Below are 22091 nucleotides of genomic sequence, written 5' to 3' on the forward strand. Positions count from 1 at the left end.
CGGCCCACCCACCCCGGAACGGGTGAGGGCCGCGCCCGGCCGGGGTATGACGGCGAGAATCTTCGACATGTGGGGTCTCCTGAGTGGGAGGAAGGGGACATCCGCACGGTTGCCCGCACCCCGCGGCGGGTCGACAACCGGTCCCGTCCCTTCACCCGCTTGGCACACGCCGCGCCGCCCGAATGCAGCAAGCGAGGGCCATCACCATGGGTGGGAAGGGGTACCCCGGCCGTCCTAGGCTGGAGCATGGACTTCGACGGCTCGGAACTCGGGGGCGCCCCCTCCGGTACATACGGCGACCGGGTCCGGCTCGACCCCGCGGAGCACGATCCCCGCTCCGGCGCCGCCTCCCTGTGCGCGGCGGGGCCGGTGGTGCCCGTCCTGCTGCCGGGCGGGGTGCCGGCCTGGCTGGTGACCCGTCATCAGGCCGGTCGGGCGGTGCTGGCCGACAGCCGCTTCGTCAAGGACATCGGCGCCTGGCGCGCCTGGCGCAGCGGGGAGGTCCCGCGCTCCTGGCCGCTGGCGCCGCTGCTGACCGTCGCGAACATGACCACCGCCACGGCGGGCGACCACACCCGGCTCCGCGCGCCGCTGGCCCGCGCCTTCACCGCCCGCCGCGTGGAACGGCTCCGGCCCCGGGTGCGGGAGCTGGCCGGTGAGCTGCTGGACGGCCTCGTGAGCCTCGCGAAGGACCGGCCCGGGGAGCCGGCCGACCTGCGTGCCGGGTACGCCCACCCGCTGCCGATACAGGTCATCTGCGAGCTGTTCGGCGTGCCCGACAGCCGCCGTGCCCGGCTGCGGTCACTGTGCGGCGCTCTGTTCGGCCCTCCTTCGGAGCCGTCCGGGGCACTGGCCACCCACCGCGAGCTGCGCGCCGCGCTCGCCGGCCTCCTCGGCGAGAAGCGCGAGCGGCCCGGTGACGACCTGACGAGCGCGCTCGTGGCCCCCGGCCCCGACGCGCTCAGCGGGGCCGAACTCGTCGACACACTGCTGCTGATGATCGTGGCCGGTCATGAAACCACCGTGAACCTGCTGGGCAACGCCGTACACGCGCTGCTCACCCATCCCGCGCAGCTCGCCCTGGCGCGCAGCGGGCAGGTGCCCTGGAGCGCGGTCGCCGAAGAGGCGCTGCGCTGGGACCCGCCGGTCGCCAACTTCCCGTTCCGCTACGCGCTGTGCGACGTGGACGTGGCCGGCCGGACCATCCGGGCGGGCGATCCGGTGATGCTCTCGTACACCGCGTTCGGCCGCGACCCGCGGCAGCACGGGCCCGGGGCCGAACGCTTCGACATCACCCGTACCCCCACCCGGCACCTGTCCTTCGGGCACGGCATCCACCACTGCCTCGGCGCGCCGCTCGCCCGGCTGGAGGCGGCCGTCGCCCTGCCCGCGCTCTTCGAACGGTTCCCGGAACTCGCGCTGCACGATCCGGGGCAGCCCCCGCCACGCCGTCCGTCCCTGGTCTTCAACGGCTTCGCGGAACTGCCCGTCGTCCTCGCGCCACGGGGCGGCCGGCGGCAGCCGCCGCGCCCGCGCACCGGCTCATGACGCCCGGTCCCGGTCCTCACCGCCGCACACGGACCGTACGGAGCGGGCCAGCGCCACCGTGTGCAAGGCGTCCAGATGCCGGTCGTGGCGTACCCGCGCGGCGGCACCCGCCAGCGAGGGGACGCAGCGCGACGACGCCCGCGCCTCCCCGGACGCGGCGATCGCCCGTACCAGCGCGTCGTTCACGCGGTTGATCTCCTTGCGCACCTCGCCGAGGTCCGGCCGCTCGACCGGAGCCTGCGCGGGGTACGCGTCCCACCGGCGGTGCAGCCCGCGCTGCACCAGCTTGTTGGCCTCGATCTGATCCCGGAAAATCCGCGCGGCCCGCCGTGGGTCGGTGCCCAGTTCCGCCGCCTGCCGCGCGACCGCGTCCAGCACCTGCTGCTCACGCACCGGGTCGTCGACCGGGCTGCCGGTACCCCACTTCGCGGCGGCCACCAGGTCGGCGGTGGCGAGGCGTCGGGCGGACAGGGCGGCGAGAGGACGCAGCGCTTCCGCTTCCCCGTCCGTGTGTCGGGACGCGGAGGCGGGCGCGGGTTCGGCCGGTGCCGAGGCGGTCGCCGGAGCGCCGGTGAGGAGGGCGGTCGCGGCGGCGCCCACGGTGAGCAGCCGACGCAGGGAGGAGCGCGGGTTCAGTGCCACAGTCAGCCCTTCCGGCCGCTCGGGTCCGGGGCCACGGGGCCCCGGTCGTACGGCGCTTGAGTCCGGCGAGGCCGGAGTCCGGCGCGTCCGGCGTGGACGCGCCGGGATGAGCCTACTGCGGGTGGCGGACGCGCGATCGTACGGCCGCGGCTGCCGACCGCGCGTCACCGGTGACCGGTGGCCCAAGACCGGCAACCGGTCACCGGTGGCCCGTCATCGGTCCCCCGTCACCCGACCCTCCGCATCGTCGAGTCGTAACCCCCGCCGCCCGGGTAGACCCACGCTCCGGACAGGGCGTCCCCGTCCGCCTCGAAGGTGCCCCTGAAGTACGCGGGCGAGCCCTTCTCGCCGCCCCAGATGGTCAGGGTGTCCCCCTCGATCTCGTACACGTAGTCGAAGGTGTGCCCTTCGCCGCCGTAGAAGCGGGACCTGATGTCGTCCCCCGGAGCTGTCGCGCCGAAGGGCTGCTCCCGGCCGATCACCTCGATGCCGGTGACCGGCCGTCCCTCCTGCACCAACTCCACCTCCTGCAACAGGAAGTGGCCGCCGTCCAGCCACCGGTAGGTGACGGTGCCTTCCGTACCTCCGCCGACCCGCCAGCGGCCCACGAGCCGCTCCAGCGCCCTGACCTGCTCGTCCGGACCCTCGATCGGTTCCGTCATGACTGCCCCTGCCCTTCGTCCACGCTCGTCGCGATACCTCGGCGCGCCCGGACCGTAATCGGATTGCCGTACGGCCGCGGCGCCTTACCGCTCATACGACCGGCGAGGCCGCCCGGAGGAATCGGCGGCCGGGAGTGACCCGCGTCACTCTCCGCTCCCTCGCCGAGGGCGTCATCCTCGTACGTCGGCGGGCGCCACGGTGGCGGGAAGGCCGAAGGCGGGCAGCACGTCCGGCGCGAAGGTGGTGATCTCCGCGATCCGGCCGTCCTCGATCCGCAGCACGTCGATGTTGACCGCGGTGTACGACGGCGCCCCGGGCAGCCGCACGTAGTTCGCCACGGCCGGCTGCCGGTTCGCGGACAGCGGTACGGCGTGCCAGTCGCCCCACGCCCGGTCGCCCTCCAGGGCCGCACGCCACATGCCGATGATGGCCGCGCGCCCGTCGAACACCAGGTGGGCGGGCGGCATGGTCTGCCGGGCGTCCTCGCGCAACAGGGCGGTCAGTGCGGCGACGTCGGCCGCCTGGGAGGCCGCGACGAACCGCTGGAGGAGCGCGCGCTCGGCCTCGCTCGGGCCGGTGGCGCCCCGCCCCCAGTCGGCGCGCCGCTCGGGCAGGTGCTCGCGCAGCGTGGCGCGGGCGCGTTGCAGCGCGCTCTTGACGGCGGCGACGCTCAGTTCGAGCGTCCCGGCCGTCTCCGCGGCGGGCAGGCCCACGATGTCGCGCAGGATCAGCACGGCCCGCTGTCGCGGCGGCAGGTGCTGGATCGCCGCCAGGAAGGCCAGTTCGACGGTCTCCCTGGCGATCACCGCCGCTTCCGGGCCGCCGTCGGCGGGGGCGGCCCGGTCCAGCAGGGCGTCCGGGTAGGGCTGCAACCAGGTGACCTCGGCGGGCGCGGAGCGCGTCGGCGCACCCGCGCTGTCGACCGCCACCGCGATCTCCCTGCTGCGGGCGGGACTGGCCAGCGCGTCCAGGCAAGCGTTGGTCGCGATCCGGTACAGCCACGCCCGGAACGTCGCCCCGCCCCGCGCCTCGAAGCTCCGCCGCTTCCGCCAGGCCCGCAGCAGTGCCTCCTGCACCAGGTCCTCGGCGTCGGTGAAGGAACCGAGCAGGCGGTAACAGTGCACCCGCAGCTCATGCCGGTAGCGCTCGGCGAGGCGCGCGAACGCCTCCTCGTCCCCCTCCAGGACCGCGTCCTGCGCCTGCTCGTCCACCCCGTGCGGCCCACCGGTCCCGCGCCCCCGCGTACCCATGTCCGCCCCCCTTCGCCCTCGCACCCCGCGCGCGCCGCCGCCCGGCCGGACGCGTGAGGGCCGGGCGGGCAGCGGCGGCAGTGACACCTGGGAGTATCCCCGTGAGCGAGTGGCGTGTGCCGACCGGGGCAGGGTCAGGTGCGGTCCGACACGCCGGTGACGCCCACGTTGGCGTTCTTGGCCAGCCCGTCGACCGGGAACAGGAACCCGCTCTTCGAGGGGAGTTGGGCGTCGCCGTGGCTCCCGGAGGCGGGGCGGTCCCCCGGCTCGTCGTCGGAGTCGGCATGGGCCACGGCGGGCAGGACCGCGCCGGACAGGGCAGCGGCGGCGAGGAGACCGAGGGCCGCCCGCGCGGTCGTACGAAGCGATGTACGCATGATGATCCTTTCAGGATGGTGGCGGTCAGCGCACCACGGAAAGGGGACACCGCTGCGGCATTGGGCCGCCCGTGGGCGCGCCCGGTGCTCCGTACGGGCGGGTCGGCAGCCCGCGCACCCGCATACCCCGCACGCTCCGCGTACGGAGGCGGCCGGGCGGCCCGTACCGTCGCTCAAGGCCCAGGAACGAGAAACTGCCGCACCGCGTCGAGGAACTCCAACGGACGCTCCTCGTGCACGAGATGCCCGGCGCCCTCGACCGTGACCAGGCGGCCGTCCGGTATCCGTTCGGCCATGTCCTGGAGCTGCTGTTGCGGGAGGTGGCTCGCCGGGCCGCCCGCGATCACCAGGGTCGGTGCGGCGACCTTCGCCAGGCCGCCCCACCACGCCGGGTCCGGCGCGTTGCGCTGCGCCACCACCGCGACCTTGGCCTGCCAGTCGAAGGCCGGCGGCCCCGGCGGCGGGGCGGGCACCTCCTGCGCCGGATCACCCTGCCGGGGCGGCGCCGCCTCCTCCAGCACCAGCCGTTCCACGAGGTCCGGCCGGTCGGCGGCCAGCAGCACCGCGACGATCGCGCCCAGCGAATGGCCGATGAGCGCGGCGGGCCCCAGACGCATCTCCTGGAGGAACCCGGCCACGTCGTCGCGCCAGCCCTCGAAGCTGTACGCGCCCGGCCAGTCGCTGTGCCCGTGTCCCCGGAGGTCCAGCGCGTACACCCGGTGGGTGGTGGCGAGTTGGCCGACCACGCCGCGCCAGTCCTCCCCGTCCTCGCCGAGGCAGTGCAGCAGCACCGCCGGGGGCGCGTCCGCCTCACCCCAGCACCGGTACGCCAGACGGACGTCGCCGACCTGCACCTTCTGAACGTCGCTCATGCGCTCGAAGCTACCCGGGTAGGACTTCCGCACTCCCCTTGACGCGTTCGCCGCCCGCTGATTACTTGGATCGCACTCGGCTACCGAATGATCGGTAGGGACACGGAACGGTGACGGACATGCCGGATGCGCGAAGCAGGGACGGGCGGCGGGGGCGGGAGACGGACAGAGGCGGGCGGCGAGGGCGCGGGACGGACGGGAATCCGGACGCCACCATGGACGGGGGCCCCGACGCGACCATGGACGAGGCCCCCGCCCCGACCACGGACGTGACAGCGGACGCGGACGCGGTGCGGCGGCTGTCCGGCGAGGAGCTGCGGGCCCGGCAGCTCGACCGGCTGCGCGCCTCGCTGCGCCACGCGTACGACAACGTCCCCTTCTACCGCCGGTCCTTCGACCGGGCAGGCATCCGCCCGGAGGACTGCCGGTCCCTCGCCGACCTGGCCCGTTTCCCGTTCACCGGCAAGGACGACCTGCGGGCCAACTACCCCTTCGGCATGTTCGCCGTGCCCCAGGACGCCGTGCGCCGCATCCACGCCTCCAGCGGCACGACCGGCCGCCCCACGGTCGTCGGCTACACCGAGCGCGACCTGTCCGTCTGGGCCGACGTCGTCGCCCGTTCGATCCACGCGGCGGGCGGCCGGCCGGGCCACAAGGTGCACATCGCGTACGGGTACGGGCTGTTCACCGGCGGCCTCGGCGCGCACTACGGCGCGGAACGGCTCGGCTGTACGGTCGTCCCGGCCTCCGGGGGCATGACCGCCCGGCAGGTACAGATCATCCGGGACTTCCGGCCCGAGATCATCATGGTGACGCCGTCCTACATGCTCACGCTCCTCGACGAGTTCGAACGCCAGGGCGTCGACCCGCGGACCACCTCACTCAAGACCGGGATATTCGGCGCGGAACCGTGGACCGAGGAGATGCGCCGGGAGATCGAGGAGCGCTTCGCGATCGACGCGGTCGACATCTACGGCCTCTCGGAGGTGATGGGTCCCGGCGTCGCGCAGGAGTGTGTGGAGACCAAGGACGGGCTGCACATCTGGGAGGACCACTTCTACCCGGAGGTGGTCGACCCGGTCACCGGCGCGCCGCTGCCGGACGGCGAGCACGGGGAGCTGGTGTTCACCTCGCTGACCAAGGAGGCCATGCCGGTGGTCCGCTACCGGACCCGGGATCTGACCCGGCTGCTGCCCGGCACCGCCTGTCCCGCCTTCCGCCGTATGGAGAAGGTCACCGGACGCTGCGACGACATGATCATCCTGCGCGGTGTGAACCTCTTCCCCGCCCAGGTCGAGGAAGTCGTGCTGCGCACCCCGGGCATCGCGCCCCACTTCCAGCTCCGGCTGACGCGCGAAGGACGACTGGATCAGCTGACCGTACGGGCGGAGGCCCGCGCGGACGCGACCCCGGAGGCACGCACCGCCGCCGTCGGCCGGATCGCCCGCGGCGTCAAGGACAGCATCGGCGTCACGGTCGCCGTGGAGATCGTCGACCCCGAGACCCTGGAACGCTCCGTCGGCAAACTCAAACGCATCGTGGACGCGCGCGACTGACACCCCGCCCCGGAGGCCGTCATCCGGGCGCCAGGGGCCGGGAGCCGTGGGAGACAGCGACATAGGCCAGCCCGTCGTACGCGTCGGCCGGAACGACCGGGCTGTGGTTGAGGCGGTAGGTCCAGCGTGGCACCACCGCGCCGAAATTCCGCGTGACGTGGTCGGCGTGGAACCACTGCCGTACGGCCGGCGGCGCGCCGGTCCCGTCGGCCGCGCCAGGGAGGTCACGGAGGTCACGGAGGTTGACGAAGTGGTCGCCCGGGTTCGCCGCGGCCAGTTGGGCCTCTATCGCGGCCGCGCGGGCAGGGCCTATCCGGTTGTCGACGACGGCACCGGCACGGGGCCGTAACCGCGAGCCCGGTCCCGTCCGGCGCGCGCGGAACGATCCGCTGCCGAACAGCAGGCCCAGTGCGTAGTAGGCGTCGCCGTGTCGCGCGCGCAGGTGTCGCCCCAGCGTCGGTACGGCTCCGCCGTGACAGCTCGTGGTGATGTGGCCGTTGTGAGCCCACAGGGCGATTTTGGCGGCCGGGTCGGCGAGGAGCTCATCGACGGCGTCGGCCATGTACCGGTCACGGGCGGCGAAGACGGACTGCTCGGTAGCCGGGTGCTGCGTATCCGGGTGAGGTAGATCCGGGTGAGGTAGATCCGGGTGAGGTAGATCCGGGTGGTGGGTGCCTGAGCGCGGTGTGTCCGGGCCCCGGGTGGCCGGGCGCGGTGAGTCCCGGTGCTGTGCGGAGCGGGTCACCAGGTCGGCGGCCCGGCTGAGAATCCGGGCGTGGCGCACCCCCTCGGCCGCTTCGGGGACACTCCCCAGGAAGGCCAGGAGCGCATCGACATCGTGGACCAGGCGCTGTTCGGGGTCGGGGTGCGATCCCGGATGCGCTGTGGCGAGCACGCGGAGCGGGTCGAGCAGTCCGGCCGCCCGAGCGGGGGCCACCCGCCGCAGCAGGGCGTCGAGCGCGGTGAGCGAGGGCCCGCAGCGTTGGGGGTCGATCCCCACGAAGCGCACCTTCCGGGCCTCCGGGCGCCCTCGGTTGTAGGCCCGCATCCACTCGATCACCGCGAGCACCTCCTGCGTATGCCAGGTCCAGAACCCGAGCCCGGCCAGCACCTCGGCGCCATCGCCCACGCCGTGGCGTACATAGGCGTCGACGGCCGGCCCCGCCGACGCGCTCGCCTCCATGGCCAGCACCGAGAAGCCCAGCTCGGTCACCAGGAACTCCAGCAGGCGGTGCTTGAGCTGGAAGAACTCACGCGTGCCGTGCGTGGCCTCCCCCATGCCCACGATCCGCACACCGTCGAGAACGCTCGTGAGCGGTCGCAGGTCGCCGGTGGAGGTGCCAGGCGTCAGGCTGTTCAGCCGCTGGGCGTTCCGGGCCAGCCAGCCCGTCACCGTCAACTCGTCGGGGGCGGGCTCGCGATGGGTCGTCGACATGGTCGTCGAGGCTACCCGTACGGAACGTGGCCACGAGAGCCCGAAGGTGGGCGAGAGTCCGAAGGCACCGCCCGGGCGGATACGGCGGCCGCGGAAACGGCCGCCGTGCTCCGCCTGGCCGGCTACCCCTGCCTGGGGCTCGGCGTGATCAGCGCGAACGGCGCGCCGAACGGGTCCACCAGCATGGCCAGCCTGCCTATGCCCTCGGCGTCCGCCGGCGCGATGACGACCGTCGCGCCGCGCTCCGTGGCGGCGGAGACCGTCGCGTCGCAGTCCTCGACGGCGAAGTACGGATGCCATTGCGACGTCGAGCCCGCGGCGCGGTTCTCCGGGGGCAGTTGCATGAGGCCGGCGTGGCCGGTGTTGCTGTCGGGGACCGTGCCGGCGGGCGAGGCGACGGTGTAGACCATGTTCCCGCCCATCTCGTTGTCGGCCGTCTCCCAGGCGAAGACCGTGCGGTAGAACTCCTTCGCGGCGGCCGCGTCGGTGGTGTACAGCTCGGTCCAGGACAGGGCGTTCGAGACGCCGATCGCCTCCAGGCCGGGCACGTCGCGCGGCTGCCAGACCGCGAACTCGGCGCCGGTGGGGTCGGTGAACCCGGCCAGCCGGCCGGCGGTGAACACGTCGCACGGGCCGAAGCGGACCGTGCCGCCGGCCTGCTCGACCGATTTGGCCAGGGCGTCCACGTCCGGGCTGTGGAAGTGGACGGTCCAGGCCGCGCCGGCGCCCTCCTCGGTCAGCGGCCCGGCACCGGCGACGGTCTTCCCGTCGAGCTGGAAGAAGCCGTACCCGCCGGCGTCGGGGCCGGCCGACTGGAAGGTCCAGCCGAAGACGCCGCCGTAGAACGCGACGGCCGCGTCGATGTCGGGCACCCCGATGTCGAGCCAGTTCGGCGCACCCGGTACGTACTGGGTCGTGAGCATGGTGATCTCCTCCGGCGTCCTGTCTCGCGTCCGGACGCGGGCGGCCGCCGAGCGAGCACGTACGCCCTCGTCACCGGGGAACGCGCGATGTCCCACCGCGTCTTCTCCCCGGCACTTTCAGCATGGCAGGGGGGTCTGACAATCGCCCTTCGCCGACGAACCGCACGGGCCCGAACGGGACCCCGGCGGGGCCAGGACAGCAACCCCGTACGGGATTCCGGACGGGGCCCCGGCCCGGAAACCCGACGGGAATCCGGCCGGGCCCCGGCCCGGACCGTTCACCCCCCGCCGGAGCGGAACCGGTCCCGCAGTTCCCGCTTGAGGATCTTGCCGGCGGCGTTCCGCGGCAGCGCGTCGACGAACAGCACCCGCTTGGGCACCTGGAACCCGGCCAGCCGCTCCCGCGCCGCCGCGATCAGCTCCGCCTCGTCCGGCGCCCCGGCCCCCGCGCGCAGGACGACCACGGCGGTCACCGCCTCGATCCACCGCTCGTCCGGCAGCCCGATCACCGCCGCCTCGGCGACCGCCGGATGCGCGTACAGCGCGTCCTCCACCCGCCGCGAAGCCACCAGCACACCGCCCGAGTTGATGACGTCCTTGACCCGGTCGACGATCGTGAAGTAGCCCGCCGCGTCCCGCACGGCCAGGTCCCCGGAGCGGAACCACCCGTCCCGGAACGCCGCCGCGCTCTCCTCGGGCTTGTCCCAGTAGCCCGAGCACAGCTGGGGCGAGCGGTAGACGACCTCCCCCGGAGTGCCGTCGGGCACCTCGATGCCCTTCTCGTCGACCACCCGCGCCTCCACGAACAGCACCGGCCGCCCGCACGAGTCCATCCGGCCCTCGTGCTCGTCCGGCCCCAGCACGGTGGCCAGCGGGCCGATCTCGCTCTGCCCGAAGCAGTTGTAGAAGGCGAGGCCGGGCAGGCGGTCGCGCAGCCGCTCCAGTACGGGCACCGGCATCACGGACGCGCCGTAGTACGCCTTGCGCAGGCCGCTGAGGTCGCGCAGCCCGAACCCGGGATGCCGCGCGAGCCCGATCCACACCGTGGGCGGGGCGAAGAGGCTGTCGGCCCGGCCCGACTCCACCAGTTCGAAGATCCGGTACGGGTCGGGGGCGTCGAGGATGACGTTCTCCGCTCCGACGGCGAGGTAGGGCATCAGGAACACGTGCAGCTGCGCCGAGTGGTGGAGCGGCAGGCTGTGCACGGGCCGGTCCGTCGCCTTGAGGTCGAGGGCGTCGATGGCGGACGCGTACGCGTGCACCAGTGCGCCGTGCGTCATCATCGCGCCCTTGGGCAGCCCGGTCGTGCCGGACGTGTAGAGGAGCTGGGCCAGTTCGTCGGAGTCCGAGGCGTACGGTCCGCCCGAGCCGCCTGCCCGGAGGAACGCGGTGCCCGCGGGCAGCCCCTCCCGCGCGCTCTCCAGCAGCGATCCGGTGGCGTCGCGCAGCGGCACGGTGCGGAGGCCGGGCGGCAGCCGGTGCTCCAGCGCGGGGTCGGTCAGGACGGTGGAGCTGCCCGACTGTTCGATGATGTAACGCAGTTCGTCGCCGGTGAGGTGGTGGTTGACGGGTACGTGCACCAGCCCGGCGCGGGCGCAGGCCAGGAAGCCGATCACGTACGCGTCGGAGTTGGGCCCGTACGCGGCGACCCGGTCGCCCGGTACCGCCCCGCGGTCCAGCAGGGCGCGCATGGCGGCCGTCACGCCGTCGTCCAGTTCGCGGTAGGTCCAGGACCGGTCACCGTAGCGCACCGCCGTGCGGTCGGGGGTCCGGTGCGCGCTGCGCCGCAGGACCCCGTCGACCGTGTTCGTCCGTACTCCCGTCATGGCGTGATCCTGTGCCCCGGCCCCGGGCGGGTCAAGGGCACGCGGCGGGGCGCGGCCCTACGGTGCGTTCCGAGCCAAAGGCGGGAAGGTGCGGGGCCGGTGGCGATCGATCGTGGTTATCCTCAACACCCTCTGCTCTCCCATGAGTTGACGTACGAGGCAGGTACGTCATCCGTCAGGACCACAGGGAGGATCATCCGATATGCGCGACCGACTCAGAAGGCTCGCCGTGGCCGGGGTGGTGCTGCTGTCCGGGGCGGGGGGGGGGGGGGGGCCCGGCCCGGGCGGGCCGCGCCCGCGGCCCCCCCCCCCGGGGGCGGGCGCGCGGCGACCGACTATCAGGGCGCGGTGGGGCGGGGGTGGTCGTGGTTCCCGGGGCGGGGCTCCCCCCCCCCCCGGGCGCGAGCGCCGCGGCGTCCCACCCGTCGGGCGGCGGCCTCGCGGCCGACATCCGCTATACCGAGTACGGCATTCCGCACATAGTCGCCGACGACTATCCGGACCTGGGCTTCGGCGTGGGCTGGGCGCAGGCCGCCGACCAGGTCTGCACCCTCGCGGACGGCTTCGTGACCGTACGCGGCGAACGGTCCCGGTACTTCGGCGCCGAGGGCCGTCCCGACGGTTCGCACTCCTCCGCGAGCACCAACCTGGCCGGCGATCTCTTCTTCAAGGGCGTACGGGAGGCCGGCACCGTCGAGAAGCTGCTGCGGCAGCCCGCGCCGGCCGGCCCGAGCGACGAGGTGAAGGACCTGATGCGCGGCTGGGCGGCCGGGTACAACGCGTGGCTGGCCCAGCAGAAGATCACCGATCCGGCCTGCGCGGGCAAGGACTGGGTCCAGCCGGTCACCGCGCTCGATGTGGCGGCCAACGCCTACGCGCTCGTGATCACGGCCGGTCAGGCCGACGTGGTGGACAACATCGTCGCGGCCGCGCCGCCCGCCGCCGGTACGGCGCACGCCCCCGCCGCCCACCGGCGGCAGAGCGCCGGCCGGGCCGTCGCCGCCGTGCGTTCCCGCCTGGCCCGCGGCGAAGGGAGCATGGGCTCGAACGCCGTCGCCTTCCGGGGCGACACCACCGCCAACGGCCACGGCCTGTTCCTCGCCAACCCGCACTACCCGTGGTCCGGCGGCCGCCGCTTCTGGCAGTCGCAGATCACCATCCCGGGCGAACTCGACACCGCGGGCGGCTCGCTCCTCGGCCTCCCCACGCCCACCATCGGCCACAACGCCCACGTCGCCTGGAGCCACACGGTCGCCACCGGCGTACCCATGAACTTCCACCAGCTCACCCTGGACCCGTCCGACCCGGCCTCGTACCTCGTGGACGGCAAGCCCGAGCGGATGACGCCGCGGACCGTCACGGTGCCGGTCAAGGACGGCCCCGACGTGCGGCGCACCCAGTGGTGGACGCGCTACGGCCCGGTCGTCACCGGCTACGGCGACCTCGACCTGCCGTGGACGAACCGCACGGCGTACGCGATCGGCGACCCCAACGCGGCACAACTGCGCATCTTCGACACCTCCCTGGGCTTCGGCAAGGCCCGTGACGTGGCGGGCGTGCAGCAGGCGCTGCGCCGGTGGCAGGGCATGCCCTGGGTGAACACGGTGGCCTCCGACTCCGCGGGCCGCACCCTCTACACCCAGTCACAGGTGGTGCCGCGCATCACCGACGAACTGGCCGGGCGCTGTTCCACCGCACTGGGCCGGGAGTTGTATCCGGCCACCGGCCTGGCCGTCCTGGACGGCGCGCGCTCCGACTGCGCGCCGGGCCGCGACCGGGACGCCGTACAGCCCGGCATCTTCGGCCCGTCCGCGATGCCCACGCTCACCGACGCGCCGTACGTGGAGAACTCCAACGACAGCCCGTGGCTGGCCAACGCGGACCGGCCGATCACCGGCTACCCGCGTGTCTTCGGCGACATCGGCACCCCGCGCGCGCTGCGCACCCGCGGCGCCGTCGAGGATGTCGCCGCCCTGGCGGACCGGGGCGGCCTGACCGTGGCCGGTCTCCAGCGCCAGCAGTTCGCCAACCGGGTGCCGGCCGGTGACCTGGCCGCCGCCGACACCGCGCGAGCCTGCGCCGCTCTTCCCGGCGGCACCGCGACCGGCAGCGACGGCAAGGCCGTCGACGTGTCCGAGGCGTGCCGGGTGATCGGCTCCTGGGACCGTACGGTACGGACCGACAGCAAGGGCGCCCTCCTCTTCGACCGGTTCTGGCGCCGACTGAACGGCAAGGTGTCGCAGACCGACCTGTGGAAGACGCCTTTCGACCCGGCCGATCCCGTACACACCCCCCGCACCCTGAACACCGCGGCCCCCGGCTTCGCGACCACGCTCGCCGACGCCGTAGCCGAGCTGCGCGCCGCCCGCATCCCGCTCGCCGCCCCGCTGGGCGAGCACCAGTTCGTCGTACGCAACGGCAAGCGCATCCCGGTAAGCGGCGGCGTGCACGGGCTGGGCGTCTGGAACATGACCGTGGGCCAGTGGAACCCGGCGGACGGCGGCTACACCGAGGTACTGCACGGCTCCAGCTACATCCAGGCGGTGGCCTTCACCGGCGGCGGCTGCCCGGTCGACGCCCGTACGCTCCTGACGTACTCGCAGTCCTCGAACCCGCGCTCGCCGCACTACAGCGACCAGACCGAGCTGTACTCGGCGAACCGGATGACGCGTTCGCGCTTCTGCGAGAAGGACGTCCTCGCCTCCCCGCAGCTGCGGGTGGTGCACGTACGCGGGCACTGAGGGCCGCTACACGGCGCGCTCCCGGCCCGTCCAGTACGGGTCGCGGAGCCGCCGCTTGTAGAGCTTTCCGTTGGGGTCGCGCGGCATGGCCGCGATGAAGTCGACCGACCTGGGGCGTTTGAAGCCCGCCAGCCGCCGCGCGCAGTGCTCCAGGATCGCGTCGGCGAGGTCCGGCCCCGCCGCGTAGCCGTCGGCGGGCTCGACGACGGCCTTGACCTGCTCGCCCCAGTCGTCGTGCGGGATGCCGAAGGCCGCCGCGTCGGCGACGGCGGGGTGGGCGAGCAGCGCGGACTCGATCTCGGCGGGGTAGATGTTGACCCCGCCCGAGATGATCATGTCGATCTTGCGGTCGCGGAGGAAGAGGTAGCCGTCCTCGTCGAGGTGGCCGAGGTCGCCCACGGTGAAGAAGTCGCCGATACGGTTCTTCCGGGTCTTGCCCTCGTCCTTGTGGTAGCGGAAACCACCGGTGGTCATCTTCATGTAGACGGTGCCCAGCGCGCCGGGCGGCAGGCGCTTCCCGTCGTCGTCGAAGACCGCCAGTTCGCTGATCGGCCAGGCCCGGCCGACCGTGCCGGGCTTCTTCAGCCAGTCCTCGGCGGTGGCGAACGCGCCGCCGCCCTCGCTCGCCGCGTAGTACTCCTCCACGCAGCTCCCCCACCAGTCGATCATCGCCCGTTTGACGTGGTCGGGGCAGGGCGCGGCGCCGTGGATCGCGTGCCGCATCGACGTCACGTCGTAGCGCGCCCGCACCTCCTCCGGCAGGGCGAGCAGGCGGTGGAACTGGGTCGGCACCATGTGCGTGTGGGTGCAGCGGCAGGTGTCGATCAGCCGCAGCATCTCCTCGGGCGTCCACTTGTCCATCAGGACGACCCGGTGCCCGATGTGCAGCGCGGCGCCCGCGAACTGCAGGACGGCCGTGTGGTAGAGCGGCGAGCACACCAGGTGCACGTTGTCGTCGAACGGCCGGATGCCGAAGATGCCGAGGAAGCCGCCGAGGTGGGACTCCTCGGGCGGTTTCCCGGAGAGCGGGCGGCGGATGCCGCGGGGGCGGCCGGTGGTGCCGGAGGTGTAGTTCATGACCCAGCCGAGGGTGCGGTCCCGCGGCGCGGTCTCCGGCTGTCCGTCGAGGAGTGCGTCGTACGGCCGGAATCCGGCGGCCTCGCCGACCGCGTACCGGTGCTCCGGCGGCAGTCCCGCCTCGTCGGCGGCGGCGCGGGCCGCGTCGGCGAACCGTTCGTGCGCGATGAGCGCCTTCGCGCCCGAGTCGGCGACGATCCAGGCGATCTCCGGGCCGACCAGATGGTGGTTGACCGGTACGAGGTAGAAGCCCGCCTGAGTGGCGGCCAGGTACGCGGTGCAGAGTTCGACGCCGTTCGGCAGCACCACCGCGAAGGCGTCGCCCCGCTCCAGGCCGGCGGCGCGCAGCCCGTGCACCAGGCGGTTGCAGGCGGCGTGCAGGCGGGCGGCGGTCCACTCCTCGCCGTCCGGGGCGGTCAGGACCTCGCGCCCCGGATCGGCGGCGGCCTGCGCCCAGAAACCGTTCGGGGGTGATGACGCCTTGGGTGCCGACATGCGTGTCCTCCTCGGCTCAGCCACGTCCGGCGATGCGGTTGATACGGTCCACGGCCCGCTCGAACCCGCGGGTGAGGTCGTCGAAGACCGCCTGCACCCCGCGTTCGGAGTTCATCTGCCCGACGATCTGGCCGACCGGCGTGCCGAGCAGCGGCTCGACCTCGTACTTCTGGATACGGGAGACGGCGTCGGCGACCAGCAGCCCCTGGAGCGGCATGGGCAGCGCCCCGGGACCCGACGGGTCGTCCCAGGCGTCCGTCCACGCCGTACGGAGCTGCCGGGCGGGCTTGCCGGTCAGCGCGCGGGAGCGGACGGTGTCGCCGGGGCCAGCGGCGAGCAGCTTCTCGGTGAGCTTGCGGGAGTGCAGCCCGGCTTCCTCGGTGGTCAGCCAGACGGAGCCCAGCCAGACGCCCTGGGCGCCGAGGGCCAGCCCGGCGGCGATCTGTTCGCCGGTGCCGATGCCGCCGGCCGCGAGCACCGGCAGCGGGTCCACGGCGCGGACGACTTCGGGGGTGAGCACCATGGTGGCGATCTCGCCGGTGTGGCCGCCGGCCTCGTAGCCCTGGGCGACGACGATGTCGATGCCGGCGTCCGCGTGGTGCCGTGCGTGCCGGGGGCTGCCCGCGAGGGCGGCGACGAGGATGTGGTGTGCGTGGGCGCGCTCGACGACATCGGCGGGCGGTGGGCCGAGCGCGTTGGCCAGCAGCTTGATCGGGTACTCGAAGGCGACGTCGAGCTGCGAGCGGGCCACCTGCTCCAGCCAGCCGGTGATGCGCCAGCCGGACGCCTCGCCCGGGGGGAGTTCGGGCACCTGGTGCGCGGCGAGGGTCTGTGCGACGAAGCGGCGGTGCTCGGGCGGGATCATCGCCTCGATGTCGGCTTCCGTGACGCCTTCGACCTTCTTGGCGGGCATGACGACGTCGAGGCCGTACGGTTTGCCGTCGGTGTGCCGCTCGATCCAGTCCAGGTCGCGGGCCAGGTCGTCGGCCGCCGCGTAGCGGACCGCGCCCAGCACGCCGAAGCCCCCGGCCCGGGTGATCGCGGCGGCCACCGCGGGGAACGGGGTGAACCCGAAGACGGCGTGCTCGACTCCCAGCCGGTTGCTCAGCTCCGTCTGCATGGCCGCAGGATGCCGCAGGGCGCCGTACGAGGGAAGAGATTTTCTGATGCTGCGTCAGTAAATGCACCGGGGGGTGCGCCGCGGGCGGCCGGGCTTCCGGGACGCGGCGCCGTCACCGCCGTCTGACGGGGCGGCGGCCGGTCAGTCCTGCTCAAGGACGGCCATGGCGGCGTTGTGGCCGGGAATCCCGCTCACCCCGCCGCCCCTGACCGCGCCCGCCCCGCACAGCAGCACATTGGCGTGCGCGGTCCGCACGCCCCACCGGGCTGGCGCGTCGTCCCCGTCGCCCTCTTCCCCGTACGGGAACGCCAGCTCGCGATGGAAGATGTTGCCGCCCGGCAGTCCCAGGTCGCGTTCCAGGTCGAGGGGGCTGCGGGCCTCGATGCACGGGCGGCCGTCCGCGTCGGTGGCGAGGCAGTCGGTGAGCGGTTCGGCCAGTACGGCGTCGAGCTGGGCGAGGGTCGCCGCGAGCAGGCGTTCGCGGGTGGCGTCGTGGTCGCCGGCGAAGAGACGGGCCGGGGCGTGCAGGCCGAACAGCGTCAGGGTCTGGTAGCCCTGGCGGACCAGGTCGGGGCCGAGGATGGAGGGGTCCGTGAGGGAGTGGCAGTAGATCTCCGAGGGCGGCGCCACGGGGAGTTCACCGGCCGCCGCCTGCCGGTAGGCGGCCTCCAACTGGCCGTAGCCTTCGGCGACATGGAAGGTCCCGGAGAAGGCCAGACGCGGGTCCACGCTCGTGTCGCGCAGCCGGGGCAGCCGGGTGAGCAGCATGTTGACCTTGAGCTGTGCGCCTTCGGCGGGTTCCGGGGCCTGCTCGCCGAGGAGTCCGGCGAGGGTGTGCGGGGCGGCGTTGACGAGTACGTGGCGCGCGGCGACCGTGCCCTGGGCGCAGGCCACCTCGGCCGTACCGCCGTCCGTGGCGATGCCGGTCACCGGGCAGCCGGTGACGATCTCGGCGCCGGCCTTGCGGGCGGCGTCGGCGAGCGCGTCGGTCAGCGCGCCCATGCCGCCGATCGGCACGTCCCAGTCGCCGGTGCCGCCACCGACGACGTGATAGAGGAAGCAACGATTCTGCGCCAGCCCCGGATCGTGGGCGTGCGCGAACGTGCCGATCAGCCCGTCCGTGAGCACCACCCCGCGCACCAGGTCGTCGGCGAACGCGGCCTCCACCGTCTCGCCCAGCGGCCGCTCGAACAGCGCCTCCCAGGCCGCCTCGTCGTCGATGCGGGCGCGCAGCGCGGCGCGCGTCGGCAGCGGTTCGGTGAGCGTGGGGAAGACCCGCTCCGCGACCCGCCGGGTCATGCCGTAGAACCGCTGCCAGGCCGCGTACTCCCGGTCCGAGCCGGTGATCCGGGCGAACGAGGCGCGGGTGGCGTCCTCGTCGGAGCTGACGTACAGGCCCGTGGGGCGGCCGCCCCGTACCGCGGGCGTGTAGGAGGAGACCGAGCGCTTGCGGACCGCGAAGCGCAGCCCGAGATCGTCCACGATCTTGTGCGGCAGCAGGCTGACGAGGTACGAGTAACGCGACAGCCGCGCGTCCACCCCCCGGAAGGCGCGGCTGGAGACCGCCGCGCCGCCGGTGTGCTCCAGCCGCTCCAGGACCAGCACCCGGCGCCCGGCGCGTGCGAGATAGGCGGCGGCGACCAGGCCGTTGTGCCCGCCACCGACGATGACCACATCGTACGAACTCTCTTGCAGCATGTCTCTTGGTAGCACGCGGTGATCGCCGCCGCCAGGTACGGAAGGCTGAATTCCGGCAGCCGCCCAGCGCGGCGCCTTGCCCCCCAACTCCTACGTTCCTACCGTCCGACGATGCGTTGAATCGGCCTGCCCCGTCCACCCGTGAGGTGCCCTGTGCGTGTTTCGTCGGTACCGCGTCCCCCGAGACGCACCCTGACCGGTCTGAGCGCCGCCGCCCTGTGCGCGGCGGGCGTCGTGTCCGCGGCCGCCGCCGGGCCGGCCGCGGCCACCCCCACCGCGGCGGGCGGGGACGGTGCGCGCGCCGCGGCGGCCTACCCGAACCTCACCCCGAAACCCCCGATGGGCTGGAACAACTGGTCGTACTACATGTGCGACATCGACGAGAAGGTGATCCTCGGCAACGCGCGGGCCCTGGTGCGGTCCGGCCTCGCGGCCAAGGGCTACGACACGGTCACCGTCGACGACTGCTGGATGCTCAAGCAGCGCGACGCCAGGGGCAACCTCGTCCCGGACCCGGCCCGGTTCCCGCGCGGCATGGCGTACGTGGGGCGCGAACTGCACCGGATGGGCCTGAAGTTCGGCATCTACGAGGACGTCGGCAACCTGACCTGCGAGAAGTACCCGGGCAGCCAGGGCCACTACCAGCAGGACGCCGACCTCTTCGCGAAGTGGAAGGTCGACTACCTCAAGATGGACGGGTGCAACCTGGCCACCGCCCCCGGCAAGACGAAGGAGCGCACGTACCACGACGCCTACCGGGCGGTCAGCCAAGCGCTGCGGAGGACCGGCCGGGACATCGTCTTCTCGGTGTCGGCGCCCGCGTACTTCCAGTACGACGGCGACCGCGTGTGGCACCAGGTCATCCGCTGGTCCTCGCAGGTCGGCAACCTGTGGCGGGAGGGCCGCGACATCGCGGTGGAGAAGCACAGCGGCGCCAGGAAATGGTCCTCGATCAAGTACAACTACGCGTACAACGCCAAGCTGGCGCCCTTCCAGCGGCCCGGCCGCTGGAACGACCCCGACTTCCTGCTCGCCGGTGACTCCGGGCTGTCGACGGGGCAGATCCAGAGCCAGATGTCGCTGTGGGCCATGATGGCCGCGCCGCTGATCTCCAGCACGGACCTGACGAAGATCTCACCGGCCGCCCTGAAGGTCCTCGGCAACCGGGACATCATCGCGGTGGACCAGGACCCGAAGGGCGTCCAGGGGCGCGTGGTCCAGCAGGGCCCCGGATACGACGTGCTGTCCAAGCCGCTGCAGAACGGCGACCGGGCGGTGGCGCTCTTCAACTCCGGCGACTCGGCGCGGACGCTCACCACCACGGCGAAGAAGGCCGGGCTGCCGCAGGCCGGTGCGTACGAGCTGCGCGACCTGGTCACCAAGCACGCCTCCCGCACCACGGGGAAGATCTCGGTACGCGTACCGGCACACGCGACGGTCCTCTACCGGGTGCACCCGAAGGGGTGAGCGGACGCCGGGCCGGGCACGGTCCGGGCGGGACGCGGTCCGGATACGGCGGGACGCGGTCCGGATACGGCGGGACGCGGTCCGGATACGGCGGGACGCGGTCCGGATACGGCGAGGCGCGGGCCGCCCGGCCTCGGCCCCGCCCTCAGCCCCGGCCCGGCGCGCGCCGCTGCCGCAGCTCGGCGACCCGGCGGTACAGCGCCACCGCTTCACCGGAGCGTCCGAGCTGCTCCAGGCACTGGGCCTCGTCGCTGCGGCTGGCGAGGGTGTCGGGGTGGTCGGCGCCCAGCACCCGTTCGCGGGCCGCGGCGACCTGCCGGTAGACGGCCAGCGCGTCCGGCCAGCGGCCCAGCCAGCCCAGGGCGACGGCGATCTCCCGGCGGCTGACGAGCGTGTCGGGATGAGCGGCGCCCAGCACCTGCTCGCGGAGCGCGGCCACCGACCGGGCCTCGGCCAGCGCTTCCTCCCAGCGGCCGAGGCGCCCGAGGTTGACGCCCAGGCCGTGCCGGGCGCGCAGCGTCTCGGAATCGGCCGGGCCCTGCGCGGTCGTACGGGCGTCGACAAGGTCCCGGTACAGCTCCAGCGCCTCCGCGCTGCGCCCGAGCCGCCCGAGGCTTATGCCGACCTCGTAGCGCGCGGCGAGGGTGTCGGGGTGGCCGGGCCCCAGCGCCTGGGCACGGTCGGCGGCGACCCTCCGGTAGGTCCGCAACGCCTCCGCCCACTGCCCCAGCTGACCCAGCAGGTAGGCGACTTCGAAGTGCGTCACGAGGGTGTCCGGATGTTGCGGGCCGAGCACCCGGGCACGGGCCGACGCCACGTCGCGCGCCATCCGGTACGCGTCCTCCAGCCTGCCGAGGCGGCTGAGGTTGAAGGCGAGGTTGTGCCGGCAGCGCAGCGCGTCGGGATGTTCCGGGCCCATCGTGCGCTCCCGGGCGGCGAGGACGGCCACGTACACCTGATGCGCTTCGAAGTGCCGCCCGAGCCGGCCCAGCGCGTAGGCCGTCTCCTGACGGGCGGCCAGGGTGTCCACATGATCGGGCCCCAGACTCCGCTCGCGTCCCGCCGCGACCCGCTCGTACTCGCGCAGGGCGTCGGCGGGCCGCCCGGACCGGCCGAGGGTGAAGGCCACCTCGAAGCGGCTGGCGAGGGTGTCGGGGTGGTCCGGGCCGAGCGCGTGCTCCCGCTCGGCGGCGACCGCCCGGTGCACCTCCCCCGCCTCCGCCCAGCGGCCCAGCCGCCCGAGGCTGAGCCCGGCGTTGTGGCGGGCGGCCAGCGCGGCGAGGTGCTCGGGCGAGGGCGCGGGGCGTTCGGGGACGTACGACGCCGGGGTGTCGCGGCTGAGCGGGGGCAGCCCGCTCGTCCACGCGCCGGTGAGCCCGGTGGCCCCGTCGGCACCGGACGCCCGCGACGCGCGGGAACCGGCCCGGGACCCGCTCGTCATCCCCTGGGTCCAGGACGGCAGGCGGCGTACGGCACGCGTCGGCGTCCGGCCGGCGGGCCCGGCGGGCAGCGTCTGCCCCACGGTGGGGTACTCCGGCGGCCGGCGGGCCGAGACGAGTCGTTTCACCAGCTCGGCGGCGTCCCGCGGCCGGTCCTCCGGAGCCTTCTCCAGCAGGTCCAGGACGATCCGCTCGTACGCCTCCGGCAGGTCGGGCCGGCGCTCGCGCGGCGGCTCCGGCGCCGTGTCACGGTGGCCGACGAGCACCGCCCAGGCATCGTCGAGGTCGAACGGCGGCGCCCCCGTCGCCAGCTCGTACAGCACACACCCCAGCGAATACAGATCACTGCGGTGGTCGACCGTACCGGCGCCGATCTGCTCCGGCGACATGTAGTGCGGCGTGCCCATCGCGACGCCGGTACCGGTCAGCCGGGCGGTGAACCCGATGTCGTGCCCCAGCCGGGCGATGCCGAAATCGCAGATCTTCACCGTCCCGTCGGCGATCCGCACGATGTTCGCGGGCTTGAGGTCGCGGTGCACGATGGACTGTTCGTGGGTGTACGCGAGGGCCGCCGCGACCTGCTCGGCGATATCGGCGAAGTCCGGCACGGGCAGCGGGTCGTGCCGGTTGTCCTCCAGCAACTGGCTCAGATTCCGCCCGTCGAGCAGCTCCATCACCAGGAACAGGATGCCGTCGTCCGCACCGAAGTCATGGACGACCGTGATGCCACGGTGCTGGAGGGCCGCCGCCACCCGCGCCTCGCGCCGGAAGCGCTCGCGCAGCACCCGCATGAAGGACGGATCGTGCCGCGGCCCGAGCGGCTTGAGGCACTTGACCGCCACCTGCCGCCCCAGGGACTCGTCGCGCGCCCGCCACACCTCCCCCATACCGCCGCGCCCGATCAGGTCGAGCAACCGGTAACGCCCCTGCACCAGCCTGCTCTCCACCATCGCCTGCCCGCG

At 73.6% G+C, this 22091-nt stretch carries 16 protein-coding genes; 4 read left to right on the top strand and 12 right to left on the bottom strand.

Features of this window, described 5'->3' with window-relative positions; genetic code table 11:
• The first annotated feature begins 246 nt into the window (after positions 1-246).
• Positions 247-1548, top strand: coding sequence for a cytochrome P450 (locus ACFV57_RS37800; RefSeq protein WP_385242144.1), 1302 nt, complete (start codon positions 247-249; stop codon positions 1546-1548).
• Here the strand turns inward: ACFV57_RS37800 and ACFV57_RS37805 are convergent.
• The 5 genes from ACFV57_RS37805 to ACFV57_RS37825 all read right to left on the bottom strand — a co-directional run bounded on the left by ACFV57_RS37805 (position 1543) and on the right by ACFV57_RS37825 (position 5352).
• Positions 1543-2190: a chorismate mutase gene (locus tag ACFV57_RS37805; protein ID WP_385242147.1), complete on the bottom strand. Its 648-nt coding sequence runs from the start codon at positions 2188-2190 to the stop codon at positions 1543-1545. The genes ACFV57_RS37800 and ACFV57_RS37805 overlap by 6 nt on opposite strands.
• 227 nt (positions 2191-2417) lie before the next feature.
• The gene (locus ACFV57_RS37810) at positions 2418-2852 is read right to left on the bottom strand and encodes a hypothetical protein (protein WP_385242150.1); all 435 of its coding nucleotides are present in this window, start codon (positions 2850-2852) and stop codon (positions 2418-2420) included.
• Between the two features lie 171 nt (positions 2853-3023).
• Positions 3024-4103 (bottom strand): RNA polymerase subunit sigma-70, encoded by a 1080-nt coding sequence (locus tag ACFV57_RS37815; RefSeq protein WP_385242152.1) that lies wholly within the window; start codon positions 4101-4103, stop codon positions 3024-3026.
• A gap of 134 nt (positions 4104-4237) precedes the next feature.
• Positions 4238-4480 carry a hypothetical protein gene (locus ACFV57_RS37820; protein WP_385242154.1) on the bottom strand — a complete coding sequence of 81 codons (243 nt, stop codon included), beginning with the start codon at positions 4478-4480 and terminating at the stop codon, positions 4238-4240.
• Between the two features lie 173 nt (positions 4481-4653).
• On the bottom strand, positions 4654-5352 hold the full coding sequence (locus ACFV57_RS37825) for an alpha/beta fold hydrolase (RefSeq protein ID WP_385242157.1): 699 nt from the start codon (positions 5350-5352) through the stop codon (positions 4654-4656).
• 239 nt (positions 5353-5591) lie between these two features.
• Here ACFV57_RS37825 and paaK point away from each other — a divergent pair, with 239 nt between their 5' ends.
• Positions 5592-6908 carry a phenylacetate--CoA ligase PaaK gene (gene paaK / locus ACFV57_RS37830; protein WP_385242266.1) on the top strand — a complete coding sequence of 439 codons (1317 nt, stop codon included), beginning with the start codon at positions 5592-5594 and terminating at the stop codon, positions 6906-6908.
• 19 nt (positions 6909-6927) lie between these two features.
• Here paaK and ACFV57_RS37835 read toward each other — a convergent pair whose 3' ends face one another.
• From ACFV57_RS37835 to ACFV57_RS37845, 3 genes are all read right to left on the bottom strand, one after another.
• Entirely contained in the window at positions 6928-8343 is a 1416-nt protein-coding gene (locus tag ACFV57_RS37835) for an erythromycin esterase family protein (protein ID WP_385242160.1), read from the bottom strand.
• A gap of 122 nt (positions 8344-8465) precedes the next feature.
• Entirely contained in the window at positions 8466-9266 is an 801-nt protein-coding gene (locus tag ACFV57_RS37840) for a VOC family protein (RefSeq protein ID WP_385242163.1), read from the bottom strand.
• Between the two features lie 278 nt (positions 9267-9544).
• The gene (locus tag ACFV57_RS37845; protein ID WP_385242166.1) at positions 9545-11092 is read right to left on the bottom strand and encodes a fatty acyl-CoA synthetase; all 1548 of its coding nucleotides are present in this window, start codon (positions 11090-11092) and stop codon (positions 9545-9547) included.
• Between the two features lie 365 nt (positions 11093-11457).
• Here ACFV57_RS37845 and ACFV57_RS37850 point away from each other — a divergent pair, with 365 nt between their 5' ends.
• Positions 11458-13833 (top strand): penicillin acylase family protein, encoded by a 2376-nt coding sequence (locus ACFV57_RS37850; protein WP_385242268.1) that lies wholly within the window; start codon positions 11458-11460, stop codon positions 13831-13833.
• A 6-nt stretch (positions 13834-13839) separates the two neighbouring features.
• On the opposite strand, the gene ACFV57_RS37855 is transcribed toward ACFV57_RS37850, so the two are convergent.
• From ACFV57_RS37855 to ACFV57_RS37865, 3 genes are all read right to left on the bottom strand, one after another.
• Positions 13840-15405, bottom strand: a complete 1566-nt coding sequence (locus ACFV57_RS37855; protein ID WP_385242169.1) for an acyl-CoA synthetase — start codon at positions 15403-15405, stop codon at positions 13840-13842.
• Between the two features lie 16 nt (positions 15406-15421).
• Entirely contained in the window at positions 15422-16525 is a 1104-nt protein-coding gene (locus tag ACFV57_RS37860) for an NAD(P)H-dependent flavin oxidoreductase (RefSeq protein ID WP_385242171.1), read from the bottom strand.
• Positions 16526-16666: 141 nt separating this feature from the next.
• Positions 16667-18223: a phytoene desaturase family protein gene (locus ACFV57_RS37865; protein WP_385242173.1), complete on the bottom strand. Its 1557-nt coding sequence runs from the start codon at positions 18221-18223 to the stop codon at positions 16667-16669.
• Positions 18224-18376: 153 nt separating this feature from the next.
• Between ACFV57_RS37865 and ACFV57_RS37870 the strand changes: the two genes are divergently transcribed.
• On the top strand, positions 18377-19690 hold the full coding sequence (locus tag ACFV57_RS37870) for a glycoside hydrolase family 27 protein (RefSeq protein ID WP_385242176.1): 1314 nt from the start codon (positions 18377-18379) through the stop codon (positions 19688-19690).
• 145 nt (positions 19691-19835) lie between these two features.
• Here ACFV57_RS37870 and ACFV57_RS37875 read toward each other — a convergent pair whose 3' ends face one another.
• Entirely contained in the window at positions 19836-22079 is a 2244-nt protein-coding gene (locus ACFV57_RS37875) for a tetratricopeptide repeat protein (protein WP_385242180.1), read from the bottom strand.
• Between the last annotated feature and the right edge of the window lie 12 nt (positions 22080-22091).

It is taken from the genome of Streptomyces sp. NPDC059788 (genome assembly GCF_042732265.1).
Lineage (GTDB): Bacteria > Actinomycetota > Actinomycetes > Streptomycetales > Streptomycetaceae > Streptomyces.